Genomic DNA, 14,542 nt, shown 5'->3' on the forward strand with positions numbered 1-14,542 from the left:
TGGTATGTAACTCATCCTCAACGTACCAGCATTTTATCGGTTGCATTTTTACTTAGAATTTCGGTTTTGCCTTTGTGTTCCACCTGCATCGATTGGTCAAAATTTTCAATTCTCAGAATAGTAAGTTTAGAATCCAGATGAATAGTGCGCTCGTTCAGGTAATTCAGGAGACTGTCATCGGAAAAAGTAACTGCTTTGAAGGTTACGGTTTCGCCCGTTTTGCAATCGCTGAGTTTTTTTAAATCCTGAGCGATAATGTTGCCGTCCTTATCCGGAATCGGTTCGCCATGAGGATCAAGTGTTGGAAAATTCAGGATCTCATCCATTTTATCAAAAAACATTTTGGAATGCACATGTTCCAGTTGCTCGGCAATTTCATGGACATTTTCCCAGCCGAAGTTCATTTTTTCCACCAGAAACATTTCGGTAAGACGGTGTTTCCGCACGATTAAAGCGGCTTCTTTCATTCCTTTTTCAGAGATGATGAGTGGTTTGTAATTTTCATAAATTACCCAGTTTTTCTCCGCAAACTTCTTCATCATGTTATTCACGGTGGGCATTTTTACATTTAAAAATTTACTGAGATCGTTCACCGTTACCTTGTATTCCGAATCGGCAAGGTGAAAAAGTGCTTTCAGATAATTCTCTTCTGTTAAAGTATTTCTCAAAATGTTAGAAGGTTTAGCAATACAAATCTAACAAAAAATAAATGGAGTTTTTGTGAAAACGGGCAATAGACTTAGAACGTTGATTTATTTATATTAAAATTTTCACGTTCAGCGGCTTGTATTATAAATAAATTGATTATTTTTGCACCACTTTTTTGTGGACCAGGTTTGGAAAAGTAAAACATTCATATTTAACATCTTCCGTATTTTTTATTTCCACAAATAGACGATAGAAAAGAAGGAATACAAATTTAGATTTTATGTCTGAAACTAAAGACACGGTTCTTTTGAACCAAAACGTAGCACCTGAACAATTTGACTGGGATTCTTTCGAATCCGGGCTAGATGCTGAGGCAAGAAAAGAAAAAAGCGATCTGGAAGAAATTTACAAAGGATCTCTGAACAACCTAGATGACAATGATGTCTTGGTAGGAAAAGTGGTAAGACTTACCGACAAAGAAGCCATCGTGGACATCAACTTCAAGTCTGAAGGTGTGATTTCTCTGAACGAATTCCGTTACAACAGCGGCCTGAAAGTAGGCGACGAAGTAGAAGTAATGGTGGACAAAAGAGAAGACAAAACCGGACAACTGCAGCTTTCCCACAGAAAAGCGAGAACGCTGAAAGCTTGGGACAAGGTAAACGAACTTCACGAAACTGGTGAAATCGTAAACGGTTTTGTAAAATCCAGAACCAAAGGAGGTATGATCGTAGATATCCACGGTATCGAAGCGTTCCTTCCGGGTTCTCAAATTGATGTGAAACCAATCAAAGATTACGATCAATACGTAGGAAAAACAATGGAATTCAAGGTGGTGAAAATCAATCCTGAATTTAAAAACGTTGTTGTTTCTCATAAAGCGCTTATTGAAGCAGATCTTGAAGGACAGAAGAGAGAGATCATTGGTCAGTTAGAAAAAGGACAGGTTCTGGAAGGAACTGTGAAGAATATCACTTCTTATGGTGTATTCGTTGACCTTGGTGGTGTAGACGGATTAGTACACATTACCGACCTTTCCTGGAGCAGAGTGAACCATCCTTCAGAAGTTCTGGAAGATGGACAAACTGTGAAAGTGGTAATTCTTGATTTCGATGACGAAAAAACAAGAATCCAGTTGGGTATGAAGCAGCTTGATGCTCATCCTTGGGATGCCCTTTCTGCCGATATGAAAATTGGCGATAAAGTAACCGGAAAGGTAGTGGTTCTTGCAGATTATGGTGCGTTTGTTGAAATCGCGCCTGGTGTAGAAGGACTTATTCACGTTTCTGAAATGTCTTGGTCTACTCACTTGAGAAGTGCCGGAGATTTCGTAAAAGTAGGCGACGAAGTAGAAGCTGAAGTACTGACTCTGGACAGAGAAGAAAGAAAAATTTCCTTGGGTATCAAGCAATTGACTAAAGATCCTTGGGAAAATATCGAAGCTAAATATCCTGTTGGTTCACAACATTCCGGAATCGTTAGAAACTTCACCAATTTTGGTGTTTTCGTAGAACTGGAAGAAGGTATCGACGGATTAATCTATATTTCTGATCTTTCCTGGACTAAGAAAATCAAGCATCCTTCAGAGTTCTGCAACGTAGGCGATAAGCTGGATGTTGTAGTATTGGAACTGGATACTGCTGCCAGAAGACTTTCTTTGGGACACAAGCAACTTCAGGAAAATCCTTGGGATAAATTTGAAACCAAATATGCTGAAGGAACGGTACATGAAGGTAAAGCGACAGACGTTTTCGATAAAGGAGCTCAGGTTCAGTTCGAAGATGCTGAAGTAGAAGCTTTCTGCCCTTCAAGATTATTGGAAAAAGAAGACGGTTCCAAAATCAAAAAAGGTGAAGATGCTCAGTTTAAAGTGATTGAATTCAACAAAGAATTCAAGAGAGTAGTAGTTTCCCACACCGGAATTTTCCGCGACGAGGAAAGAAGAAACATGAAAGATGCTTCTTCTAAACCATCTGCTTCATCAGGCGAAGAAAAAACCACTCTTGGTGATATGGACGTCTTAGCAGAATTGAAAAAGAAAATGGAAGGCGGAAACTAATCCCGACTTGCATTCATCATAGAGCCACTTCGAAAGGAGTGGTTTTTTGTTTTCGTTAAATTAAAAAGTGTAATTTAGATTCACATTTTTTTATCATGAAGAAAATTGTTCTGTCTATTGCTTTGCTTTTAGTTTCGGGAATAACTACCGCACAAGATTATCATCAACTGTTGAAAGAGTTTCTGAAACAAAATCAGGAACAGCATTTCAGTAGATCCGGATTGTCGGATTTTACGGTGGATAATGAAGATTATTCTGAATCGATGAAAGCTTCTGTGTTGAAATTACAGCAAACTTTACATGGAATCCCAGTGTTTAATGGCGTAGCTACAGCGTTGATAAAAGAGGGTAAAGTAAGCTATTTTGCTGATAATTTTGTGAGAGAAATGAGAACGGTGACTTCTCCTGCGCCTGTTTTAGAGGTAGAATCTGCTTTTCAGAAAGCGCTGAAAATAAAACAAATTTCTGATCACAATCCGTTTGAAATTCTTCTTTTTCATGAAAAAACATCTTCGCTTCAGCATCCCGTAAAATACCGGCTTACTTATTTTTTAGAAAATCAGGAACTGAAACTGGGCTACGAATTTCATTTTCATGAACAGCAATCTTCCAATTACTGGAATATGATTGTGGATGCCAATACGGGAACTTTGCTTCACGAACAGAATCTGACACTCTCTTGTAATTTTCATGATCACAACCAGAATATCACAGAAAAAATTACTGCGAATAAAAAAGAAAATAAAAGCAATGTTTTCAAATCTGCTGACCAGGCGGCGTACCGTGTATTTCCAATTCCTATAGAAAGCCCGAATTTTGGAAACCGCTTTTTGGTGGCCAATCCTTGGTTTGCTGACGCTTCTCCGCAAGGTTGGCATTCCGTGGGGAATACTGTCTTCACGATCACCAGAGGAAATAATGTATATGCTTATGAAGATCAAAATGCTAAAGATATTCCCGGATTTTCGCCCGATGGAGGATCGGCAAGAGTTTTTGATTTTCCTTTAAATTTGGATCAACCACCAAATAATAACCTGTCAGCTTCAGTAACGCAGCTTTTTTATAGCATTAATAAATCTCATGATATTTTTTATCGGCTGGGCTTTACGGAAACAGCGAGAAATTTTCAGAACAATAATTTTGGAAAAGGAGGACTGGGAAATGATGAGGTGTTAGCGGAATCTCAGGATTTATCGGATCAGAATAACTCTACTTTTTATACACCTCCGGAAGGAACAAATCCACGCATGCAGATGTTTCTCTGGAGTTCGCAACTCATTCAGCGGCTGTTTTATAATCAGCCCGTTTCTGCTGCGGTTCGTCAGCCGGTTTCAAGGCCTGCAGCTTTCGGAACGGCACTTACTTCAACAGGAATTACGGGCGATGTTGCGATTGCTCCCGTATTGGACGCCTGTTCTCCTGTCGCTTCCGGAATTTTAGCGGGAAAAATTGGCCTCGCTGAAAGAGGAAATTGCAATTTTACTGAGAAAGTCAAAAACATCCAGAATGCGGGCGCAGTCGCCGCAGTAATTTATAACGCCGCTTCTTCTACGGATCTCGTCAATATGGGCGGAACAGATTCCAGCATTACCATTCCATCTATTTTAATTGAACATTCTGAAGGAGAATTTATTAAAAATACCATCAGTTCAGGACAAAACGTAAATATTACTTTAAAAGAAGATCCTGGAAATATAAAATGGGTGGACGGCAGTTTTGATAACGGAATTATGATCCACGAATATGGGCATGGTATTACCAATCGCCTCACCGGCAACGGATATTCGTGTCTGAATAAGAACATTTCGAAAGAACAAATGGGCGAAGGTTGGTCAGATTTTTTTGCGTTAATGCTCACCAATCAACCTGATGCTGCTGCCAGTGTTCCGAGATCCATCGGATCCTTCGCAGTGAGTCAAAATGCAGACGGCATCGGAATACGCCCGGCAAAATATTCTCCGGATTTCAGTATCAATAATTACACCTATGGAAAAACCAACGGAATGGAATTTATGGATGAGGGTAAAATGGTGCCCGATGTACATTCTATTGGTTTTGTCTGGGCTACTATTCTCTGGGATTTACACTGGAAATTTGTTGAAAAATACGGATATTCCGCAGATGTGATGGCGGATAATAAAAACGGAAGTACGAGAGTTCTGCAAACCGTCCTTGATGCGCTGAAACTTCAGGAATGCAATCCGAATTTTATTTCCGGAAGAGATGCGGTGATTGCTGCTGACATCGCTTCCACCAATGGGGAAAACCGCTGCATGATCTGGGAAACGTTTGCCAGAAGGGGAGTAGGAGCAAAAGCTTCCGCAGGTTTAAAAGCGGATATTAACGATCAGACAGAAGATTTTTCTGTTCCCTCCGAATGCGAAAATACCGCACTGCTTTCAGAAACCGAACTGAAACTGTATCCGAATCCTGCCGGAGAACGCTATTACATTCGTTTTCCGCTTAGCATGTTTGGCAAAGTTTTTATCGAAATTTATGACGCTGCAGGAAGGCGGGTTCAGTCTGAAGAAAGGCTCGTTGTGCAAATGCAGCAGGAATTTTCAACCGGCCAACTCACTAAAGGCTTGTATTACCTGAAAATAAAAGCCAATGGAAAAGAGAAAACATTGAAACTTTTGGTAGCGAGATAATTATAAAAATGAAAAAACCACCTGAAAGTTTCGGGTGGTTTTTCCTATTGTTGTTGTCTGAATTCTTATTTCTTTTTGAAAGGAACGTCTTTAATTCTCGCTTTCTTCCCTCTAAGGTCTCTGAAATAGAAGATTCTCGCTCTTCTTACTTTACCTCTTCTGTCTACTTCGATCTTTTGCAACGCAGGCATATTGATCGGGAATACTCTTTCTACACCAACATCACCACTCATTTTTCTGATGGTAAACATTTTAGTAGCACCTGTTCCTCTCACCTGAATCACGGTTCCTTTAAAGAACTGAGTTCTGGTTTTGTTACCTTCTCTAATTTCGGTGTAAACGGTGATGGTGTCACCGGCTTTAAATTCTGGGAACTCCTTCTTAGCAATGTACTTGTCTTGTACGTACTTTAATAAATCCATTATTATTAAATAAAAATAAATTGAAGCTAAACAACATTCACGGCCTTCGTCAGAGGTTGGTTAACAGGTTGCAAAAATAGAACAAAATTTACAAACAGCCAACTTTTTATTATAATTTTAGTGGAATGAAATATAGCTTAAAAATCAGTAGGTGAACTCCATACAGAAACTGCCTGCTTTCCCGAAGTCAAAGTTCGGTATTTCATAAAAATTCAGTAATTTCATCCCATTAAATTTTAGTTTTAAAATGATAGACAAACGTGTTAAAAATGCTAAGGAAGCTATTCAGGGAATAGAAAACGGAATGACGTTAATGTTGGGCGGCTTCGGCCTTTGCGGGATTCCAGAGAATTCCATTAATGCATTGGTGGAAAGCAATATTACTGACCTTACCTGTATTTCCAATAATGCCGGAGTGGACGATTTCGGACTCGGACTGCTGTTACAGAAAAGACAAATTAAGAAAATGATCGCTTCGTATGTAGGTGAAAATGCTGAATTTGAAAGACAAATGCTTTCCGGTGAACTGGATGTCGAACTGACACCACAGGGAACTTTAGCTGAGAAATGCCGAGCTGCGCAAGCCGGAATTCCTGCTTTTTATACACCAACCGGATATGGAACCGAAGTAGCCGAAGGAAAAGAAGAAAGAGAATTCCATGGTAAAATGCATATTCTGGAACACGCCTATGAAGCAGAATATGCCATTGTGAAAGCCTGGAAAGGAGACTATACAGGAAACCTGATTTTCAGAGGAACTGCCCGGAATTTTAACCTTCCTATGGCCGGAGCCGCAAAAATTACTATCGCTGAAGTTGAAGAACTGGTGGAACCGGGAATGCTGGATCCCAATGAAATTCATATTCCCGGAATCATGGTACAGCGCATCTTTCAGGGGGAGAAATATGAAAAAAGAATTGAACGGGTAACGACAAGAAAAAGAAAAGACTGATGTTAACAAAAGAACAAATAGCAAAAAGGATTTCGAAAGAAGTAAAGGACGGATATTACGTGAACTTAGGCATCGGAATTCCGACGTTGGTCGCCAATTATGTTCCCGAAAACCTTTCGGTAGATTTCCAGAGTGAAAACGGAGTTTTGGGAATGGGCCCTTTTCCGTATGAAGGCGAGGAGGATGCCGATCTCATTAATGCCGGCAAACAAACGATCACCACGCTTCCGGGTGCTTCTTTTTTCGATTCGGCTTTCAGTTTTGGGATGATCCGAAGCCAGAAAGTGGATCTCACGATACTTGGAGCCATGGAAGTTACCGAAGAAGGCGATATCGCCAGCTGGAAAATTCCCGGGAAAATGGTGAAAGGAATGGGCGGTGCTATGGATTTGGTGGCTTCTGCACAGAATATTATTGTCGCTATGATGCACACCAACAAGGCTGGTGAAAGTAAAATACTGAAAAAATGTACCCTTCCGCTTACGGGAGTAAAATGTGTAAAAAAAATAGTCACCGATATCGCCGTGATGGAAGTTACCGAAAACGGACTGAAACTTCTGGAAAGAGCGCCCGGTGTTTCCGTGGAAGATATTGTAAAAGCCACAGAAGCTACGCTGATTATTGATGGGGAAATCCCCGAAATGGTGATTGATTAAAACCAATCAATCTTCCGAAATGAAAACACTCTTTTATATATTTCTGGGCGGCGGAGCAGGAAGTGTCTTGCGTTTTCTGATTTCCGGCTATACCCAGAAATGGTGGGTGTATAATAGTTTTCCGATGGGAACTTTTCTGGTCAATGTGCTGGGATGTTTTCTCATCGGAATTTTTTCAACATCTTTTCTGAAAAATGACAGCCTTCGATTCTTCTTAATTGCAGGTTTTTGTGGCGGTTTCACTACTTTTTCAGCGTTATCAGCAGAAAGCTTTTCTCTTTGGCAAAGTGCAAATTACACCATTTTGTTGCTCTACATTTTACTCAGTATTCTGGCCGGAATAGTGGCTGTCATGCTGGGAGCGAAAATAAGCTCCTGATGATGGAATCTGCGTCAGAAATGACAAATTATCCGGACAGTTATCTTTTAATTCTGCAAACATTATTTCTACTCTGGTGAATTATCAGTTCAGGTCACCATTTAATTTCTGTTCGAGTTTGCTGTTTTTCATCCCGTAAAAGAAATAAATCAGCAGGCCGATGGCAAACCAAATTCCAAACCATAACCAGTTGTTGTGCGTCATTCCGGTCAGAAGATAAAGGCAGGAAGTTAATCCCAATAACGGAATCAAACTCAGGTTTCTGGTAACTGAAAGATAGCACAGCACTACATTAATCAACAAATAAATACATACGGATAAGCGGAATTCGCCTTCCAAAGGATCGCTCCAATGAGTAAGTTGATGAAAAAACTCTGGCTGCCAGTAATAAAACCCTGCTGCCACCGTGAAAAATAGCGGTGCGAAAATGTATTTGGAATTAACATACGGCATGTGAAATCTGCCTTTTAGTTTCTGTTTTCTGGGCATCAGTAAGATTCCGCCGTTTACTAAAACAAAAGCGAAAATGGTTCCGATACTGGTGAAATCCAGAATAAAAGATTTGTCTGTAAAAAGAATGGGAACTCCCACAGCGATTCCTGTGATAATGGTAGCAAATCCCGGTGTTTTGTATTTTTGATGTATTGTGGAAAAACGTTTTGGCAAAAGACCATCGCGGCTCATCGCATACCAAATTCGGGGTTGTCCCATTTGAAAAACCAACAATACAGTCGTAATGGCGAGAATTGCCGTCACGGAAACGATGAATTCCATCCACGGAAGATTACTGTTTTCAGGAGCGAAAATAAATGAAAGCGGATCGCCAATTCCGTCGAACTTTTTGTAATCTACCATGCCTGTTAATATCAGGGTGAGAGCAATGTAAACCAATGTGCTGATTACCAAAGAAATGATCATTCCTCTCGGTAAATTTTTCTTTGGATTTTTGGTTTCTTCCGCAAGTACACTGAGCGCATCAAACCCAATATAAGCGAAGAAAACCCCTGAAACGGCAGCCATGACACCTGAAAAACCGTTCGGTATAAAAGAAGGAATTCCTTCGCGGTTCAGCGGTGACCAGTTGTCTGTATTGATATAAAACGCACCAATTCCAATGATGAGAAGAATTACAGCGATTTTTAAAATGACCAGAATATTGTTGAAATTCTTGCTTTCTTTGATGCCAATATAAACCAATGCGGTAATCAAAATATTGATAATTAATGCCGGAATATCCGCAATAAATTTCAATCCACCCACGATGGGAGCTGTAGTCCATGCATTGATTAGTTCTCTGTTTTCAGAACCGTTTTCAAAAGCTTTTCTGGCTTCCGGATAACTGGTAGAAAGATAATCCGGCACGTGCATTCCCAGCCTTTCCAGAAAACTGGTAAAATAATCGCTCCAGGAAAAAGCGACATAAATATTTCCGAAAGAATATTCCATAATCAGCGCCCAACCGATGATCCAGGCCATCAGTTCTCCGAAACTCGCATAAGCATACGTGTAAGCTGAGCCTGCAACCGGAATTCTGCTGGCAAATTCTGCATAAGAAAGTGCAGTAAATCCACATGCAACTCCGCAAATAATATAAAGGGAAATAACACCGGGACCGCCACGGAAAATAGCTTCTCCCAGACTGCTGAAACTTCCTGCGCCGATGATGGCCGCCAAACCAAAAAAAACAATGTCCCAAACTCCTAACACGCGGTTCAAAGAGGTGGGCTTGTCGGATTCGCTGTAAATTTTCTTTCTGAAAAGTTGATTCATATCTTTAATTGAGGAAAAACAAATGTAATCATTTCAGAAAAATGATGATATTTCCCATCTGTTTTTTCTTAATTTAAGGTTAAGTTTTAACAAAAAAAAGCACATCGTTTGAAGTTATCCACATTTCCACATGATCAAAAATACTTGTCCACATCATAAGTTTTCAATATTTTTGTTAATAAATAATCCACTTTCTAAGACTCAGAAAATGAATTCAAAAAAAATCTTGACCACTGCTGTTGTTTTTTATTTTGGTGTTGCTCATGCCCAGCATTCACACTATTTCAGCGACCGCAGTCCATATACGTTTGAGCTTGCAGAAAACCTTTATCAGACGAAGGTGTACAATGCTTCGCAACACGAATATTCTCAGCAATATTTTTATAACAGCCAACTTTCAAAATCGAAAAAAGAAGCGGCGCAGTTTTTTGATAATGTCATCGGCGTTATTCTCCAGAAAAACCATGCTGAAGACGGCTTGGCAGCTTTCATCAAAGAATATCCCAATTCTGCTTATTTTGCCCAGGCCAATCTTCCGTTGGCAGATTATTATCTTGCCCAAAAAGATTTTGACAAAGCGTTGGAAACTTTAGAGAAAGTGAATCAGTACCAACTTTCACGACAGGAAAACACGGATTATATCCTGAAACTGGGGTATGCAAAATTCATGGCCGGCGACAGCAAAGGTGCGATTCGCGCTTTGGAAGAAGCTTATTTGAATGGTGATCCGCAAAATAAAAATGATGTCGCTTATATGTTGGGGCATCTGTATTATGCTGACAGACAGAATGAAGCAGCTTTTCAGTATTTTGATAGTATTAAAGAAGATCCGAAATTTTCCAGACTCGTCCGTCCGTATTACGTGCAAATGTATTATAACGAAAAAGAGTATGATGCAGCGATTCGTGAAGGAAATGCATTATTGAATACTGATATTTCCGAAGCGTATAAAGCGGAAGTTCACAAAATTATCGGCGAAAGTTATTTCATGAAAGGAAATTATACTGAAGCGTATCCTCATTTAAAATCATTCCTTGAGAGCAGGCCAGATGCAGGCGAAAGCGACTTATATCAAATGGGTTTTGTCGCGGCGCAGCTGGAAAAGTATGACGAAGCAGTTTCGTATTATAACCAATTGATTAACAGTAGTTCTGAGTTGTCTCAAAACGCGTATTACCAACTCGGAAATGCTTATTTACAAACCGGGAAAAAACAGGAAGCTCTATCCGCATTTCGTTCAGCTTATCAAATGCAATACGATGCCCATGTTCAGAAACTGGCTCATGAACAATATGCCAAAGTGAGTTACGATGTCGGGAATCCTTTTGAAAGTGCTCCGAAAGTAATTCAAGGATTTATTGACCGATATCCCGCCGATGAAAAAACTCCGGAAATAAGGAAATTGCTGGTAAAATCCTACCTTTATTCAGGGGATTACAGAGAAACACTCGCTGCAATAGATAAACTTCAGAATTCTACTGCGGAAACGGATAAAATAGACCAGGAAGTTTCTTTTTTATTAGGAACCGAGGAATTTAATAAAGGAAATTTCGATGCTGCAGAAAAGTATTTTCTGAGAAGCCTGGAATTTAATCTTAATAAAGAATTTTATAACAGAGCAGTTTATTGGCTTGGACAAACGTATTATCAGAAAGAAAATTTCCCTTCGGCAATCGCCCGTTTTGAAAGCCTGATGAATGTTTCAGCTTTTCCTGAAAAACAGCAGCTGCATTATGATTTAGGATACGCCTATTTTAAATCGAAGAAGTTCGATAAATCAAAACAACATTTCCAAAGCTATCTTCAGAATCCGAAAGCTGAGTTCAGAAATGACGCCCAATTGAGACTTGCAGATTCCTATTATGCCGAAAACCAGCTTGCTGAAGCAATTGCTTTGTACGATACTGCTGAAACCGCAAGTGATTATACAGTTTTTCAAAAGGGAATGGCACTTGGATTTCAGGGAAATAACAGCGCTAAAATAAACACCCTCAAAAATCTGATTTCTAAATTTCCTGACTCTGAATATGTTGATGATGCTCAATATGAAATTGCCGTTGCTTATGCTTCAGAAGAAGATTATTCCAATGCCGCAGATTTTTTCTCAAAAGTAATTAAAAACAGCAGAGATCAGGATTTGGTAGCGGATGCTCAAATTTATAGAGCACAGTTGTACATCGATCAGAATCAGGACGCTAAAGCTTTGGCAGAACTGCGAACTTTAGGAAATCAGTATAAAAATTCTGCTTATGCCTCAAAAGTGGTTCAGGCTTCCAGGCCGATATTCGTTAAAAACGGAGATATAGCCGGATATGAAGATTTTGCCCGAAATTTAGGAGTGAAAATTGAAGCTTCTGAAATTGATGAGATCAATCTTGCCTCTGCAAAACAATTGTATATCCAGAAAAATTACAATGCAGCGATTCCGCTTTATGAAAAATATCTGAGTCAGAATCCGACCGGAGAAGGAATGTATCAGGCGCAATTTGAATTGGGAGAAAGTTATTTTCATAACAAAAATTTCACAAAAGCATTGCTTGTTTTACAGGATGTTGCGGCGGTTCAAAATGATTATCAACAGGAATCTAAAACCAGAATTGCCCAGATTTACCTGAATCAGAATAATACTGCTGAAGCCAAAAAAATTCTGGAAACCCTCACTTCATCTACGCAGGTGAACATCAGGAATTTTGCCAACACAGAACTGATGAAGATTTATGCCGAAGAGAAAAATTTTGCGCAGGCAGAGAAATTTGCTGATCTGGTACTTGCCAATTCAAAAAATGCAGCCGCAATCCTGGAAAGTGCGAAATCGATAAAGGCGAGAAGCCTGATGAACAGCGGAAAAGATAAAGAGGCGCAAACCGCTTATGCAGCACTGGAAAAATCTGCGAATCCTGAAGTTGCCGCCGAAGCGTTGTTTGCAAAAGCTTTTTATCAAAATAAATCCAAATCCTACAAAGCTTCCAACGAAACTATTTTCAGGCTCGCCAATAATTATGCGTCCGAAGAATATTGGGGTGCAAAAGCGCTCGTAGTAATGGCTAAAAATTACTTGGGACTGAAAGACAATTATCAGGCAAGTTATACCGTGGATCAACTGATTGCCAATTATAGTGATTTTCCCGACGTCGTAGCAGAAGCTAGGGAAGTGAAAAAACAAATCAAATAAAAACAATTCAATTTCGACACAGAAACCTGAACTCGTTATGAGCAAAAATATTCAAAAAATATGGGTACTGGGAATGGTACTTTCTTCAGCAGCTTTATTTTCTCAGATTAAAGAAGAAAAACTGATCCTGGATAAGAAACGGGAACCCGAAGTAAAGAAAATAGAAAAGAAAAAAACTTCTGTTGAAACCATCAAGAATTATCCGCCCGAAGAAAAGTCGCAAAATCCCGTTCAATATCAGATTACCAACGTTCCTGCGCTATCGGATTTTCAAACTTCTACCATTCAGGGAGAGGATATTACTCCGAAAATAGAGGCCGACCAATACCAGAATTATGCACGGTTCGGGATGGGAAACTACGGGAAAGTGCTTCTGGACGGTTATGCAACGTATCAACTGAATCCACAAACGGAAATCGGTTTGGATGCGCATGTTCTTTCCACGCACGGTTTAAAGAATGAATATCCCTGGAACAGCCGGTCTTCACAGGCAGATCTTAGCGCATTCATGAACGCTTATACCAATTCCGGAAAAATAAATGTAACGGCAGGTTTTGGGTCTCAGGATTATAACTATTACGGAATTTACGCCTTAGAACCCGCTCCGGATGCCGTCTTGAAACAGCAAGTCCAAAATTTTTCCCTGAACGGATTTTATGACCATTATTCCAATAAAATTCTTAACAGTGCTCAGGTGAAAACGGGTATTCTGAATGATCATTTTAATGCAAAAGAAAGTGTAGCTTCAGTAAAAGTAAATCTGTCGCAACATGAAATGAAATTTCCTTTGCCGGATGTAACTCTGAATGCGGATTTGGGAGTTGGGTTCGAGTCGGTAAATTCCCGTTTCGATTTATTGGAACAACATGAATCCAATTATTTCGAAGGAATTCTGGAACCTAAAATAACTTTTTTCCGTGGAAAATCTTATCTGATGATTGGTTCAGGATTCAGCTTCTTGGGTGCAGAGCAAAATAATAATCTGTTGACAGACAGATTAAAAGAAAATAAAACATATTGGTTCCCAAAAGCAGAAGTATTGTTTGCCAGTTCACCTTTAGCGAATCTATATTTGGGTGTTGATGGAGGTTTACAACATAATTCCTATACAGAAATGCTTCAAAGAAATCCGTTTTTGGTTTCGGATCAGGAAGTTTTACCAACAGAAACAAAATACCGTTTGTATTTCGGAATTAAAGGCGATGTGAATGAGCATGTAAAATACGATGTTTCCGCAGGTTTTTCAGAAGTCAGAAATATTATGTTCTTCAAGGCGAACGGACTTTTTGATCACATCAATACCCTGAACCGTTCAGCTTACAACTACGCCAATACTTTTTCAGCAGTGTACGACAACGGATCTGTGAATGAAGTGAAAGCTTCTGTTCAGTATTTTCCTTTGCAAAATCTGTCTCTGAATGCAGCAATGAATTATAATTTTTACCGTCTGGATAATCAAGATAAAATATATAATATTCCGGAGTTCAATGCAGAATTTGGCGGACAGTACCGACTTTTGGATCAGAAACTTCTGCTCGGTTTTAAAGCGTTTTTCATCAGCGAAAGAACCACGAATTCATTTTCTTATACCGAAGATCCGATTGCCGGAATTTTTATTCCGGAAGAAAATACAGCAGAACGGCTTTCCGGTTATGCGGATTTTAATCTTTCTGCAGAGTACAAATTTCATAAAAATTTCAGTGTTTTTGCCATTGGAAATAATCTTACCAATGCACAATACCAAAGTTATAAAGGATATAAAGTTCTCGGCGCGCAGGTTTTAGCCGGAGTAAAAGTATCTTTCTAATTTAAAATTTATTCTTTCAAATAAAG

General features: G+C 39.4%; 10 protein-coding genes. 7 read left to right on the forward strand and 3 right to left on the reverse strand.

Annotated elements, in window-relative coordinates; translation table 11 throughout:
• Positions 1-17: 17 nt before the first annotated feature.
• Positions 18-668, reverse strand: coding sequence for a metal-dependent transcriptional regulator (locus DQ356_RS08085; RefSeq protein WP_114303972.1), 651 nt, complete (start codon positions 666-668; stop codon positions 18-20).
• Between the two features lie 260 nt (positions 669-928).
• On the opposite strand from DQ356_RS08085, the gene rpsA reads away from it, so the two are divergent.
• Both rpsA and DQ356_RS08095 read left to right on the forward strand, forming a co-directional pair.
• Entirely contained in the window at positions 929-2,707 is a 1,779-nt protein-coding gene (gene rpsA, locus DQ356_RS08090) for a 30S ribosomal protein S1 (RefSeq protein WP_114303973.1), read from the forward strand.
• Positions 2,708-2,802: 95 nt separating this feature from the next.
• Positions 2,803-5,358, forward strand: coding sequence for a T9SS-dependent M36 family metallopeptidase (locus tag DQ356_RS08095; RefSeq protein WP_114303974.1), 2,556 nt, complete (start codon positions 2,803-2,805; stop codon positions 5,356-5,358).
• Positions 5,359-5,423: 65 nt separating this feature from the next.
• Here the strand turns inward: DQ356_RS08095 and rplS are convergent, their stop codons facing one another.
• Positions 5,424-5,780, reverse strand: a complete 357-nt coding sequence (gene rplS, locus DQ356_RS08100) for a 50S ribosomal protein L19 (protein ID WP_114303975.1) — start codon at positions 5,778-5,780, stop codon at positions 5,424-5,426.
• A 247-nt stretch (positions 5,781-6,027) separates the two neighbouring features.
• On the opposite strand from rplS, the gene DQ356_RS08105 reads away from it, so the two are divergent.
• From DQ356_RS08105 to crcB, 3 genes are read left to right on the forward strand one after another with little or no spacing between them, the layout of a single operon-like run.
• Positions 6,028-6,732, forward strand: coding sequence for a CoA transferase subunit A (locus DQ356_RS08105; protein WP_114303976.1), 705 nt, complete (start codon positions 6,028-6,030; stop codon positions 6,730-6,732).
• On the forward strand, positions 6,732-7,388 hold the full coding sequence (locus tag DQ356_RS08110) for a CoA transferase subunit B (protein WP_114303977.1): 657 nt from the start codon (positions 6,732-6,734) through the stop codon (positions 7,386-7,388). The genes DQ356_RS08105 and DQ356_RS08110 overlap by 1 nt, the downstream gene beginning before the upstream one ends.
• A gap of 19 nt (positions 7,389-7,407) precedes the next feature.
• Entirely contained in the window at positions 7,408-7,767 is a 360-nt protein-coding gene (gene crcB, locus DQ356_RS08115; RefSeq protein ID WP_114304066.1) for a fluoride efflux transporter CrcB, read from the forward strand.
• Between the two features lie 84 nt (positions 7,768-7,851).
• On the opposite strand, the gene DQ356_RS08120 is transcribed toward crcB, so the two are convergent.
• The gene (locus tag DQ356_RS08120; RefSeq protein ID WP_114303978.1) at positions 7,852-9,537 is read right to left on the reverse strand and encodes an APC family permease; all 1,686 of its coding nucleotides are present in this window, start codon (positions 9,535-9,537) and stop codon (positions 7,852-7,854) included.
• A 208-nt stretch (positions 9,538-9,745) separates the two neighbouring features.
• Between DQ356_RS08120 and DQ356_RS08125 the strand changes: the two genes are divergently transcribed.
• Together DQ356_RS08125 and DQ356_RS08130 are read left to right on the forward strand one after the other, a co-directional pair.
• Entirely contained in the window at positions 9,746-12,709 is a 2,964-nt protein-coding gene (locus tag DQ356_RS08125; RefSeq protein ID WP_114303979.1) for a tetratricopeptide repeat protein, read from the forward strand.
• Between the two features lie 37 nt (positions 12,710-12,746).
• Entirely contained in the window at positions 12,747-14,516 is a 1,770-nt protein-coding gene (locus DQ356_RS08130) for a TonB-dependent receptor (protein ID WP_185123776.1), read from the forward strand.
• Positions 14,517-14,542 lie beyond the last annotated feature (26 nt).

It is taken from the genome of Chryseobacterium lacus (genome assembly GCF_003336205.1).
Classification (GTDB): Bacteria; Bacteroidota; Bacteroidia; order Flavobacteriales; family Weeksellaceae; genus Chryseobacterium_A; species Chryseobacterium_A lacus.

Bases quoted from the DNA above. Each gene is read 5' to 3' on its own strand.
- DQ356_RS08105 (WP_114303976.1), top strand. From the start codon at position 6,028: ATGATAGACAAACGTGTTAAAAATGCTAAGGAAGCTATTCAGGGAATA.
- crcB (WP_114304066.1), top strand. From the start codon at position 7,408: ATGAAAACACTCTTTTATATATTTCTGGGCGGCGGAGCAGGAAGTGTC.
- rplS (WP_114303975.1), bottom strand. From the start codon at position 5,780: ATGGATTTATTAAAGTACGTACAAGACAAGTACATTGCTAAGAAGGAG.
- DQ356_RS08095 (WP_114303974.1), top strand. From the start codon at position 2,803: ATGAAGAAAATTGTTCTGTCTATTGCTTTGCTTTTAGTTTCGGGAATA.
- DQ356_RS08110 (WP_114303977.1), top strand. From the start codon at position 6,732: ATGTTAACAAAAGAACAAATAGCAAAAAGGATTTCGAAAGAAGTAAAG.
- rpsA (WP_114303973.1), top strand. From the start codon at position 929: ATGTCTGAAACTAAAGACACGGTTCTTTTGAACCAAAACGTAGCACCT.
- DQ356_RS08125 (WP_114303979.1), top strand. From the start codon at position 9,746: ATGAATTCAAAAAAAATCTTGACCACTGCTGTTGTTTTTTATTTTGGT.
- DQ356_RS08120 (WP_114303978.1), bottom strand. From the start codon at position 9,537: ATGAATCAACTTTTCAGAAAGAAAATTTACAGCGAATCCGACAAGCCC.
- DQ356_RS08130 (WP_185123776.1), top strand. From the start codon at position 12,747: ATGAGCAAAAATATTCAAAAAATATGGGTACTGGGAATGGTACTTTCT.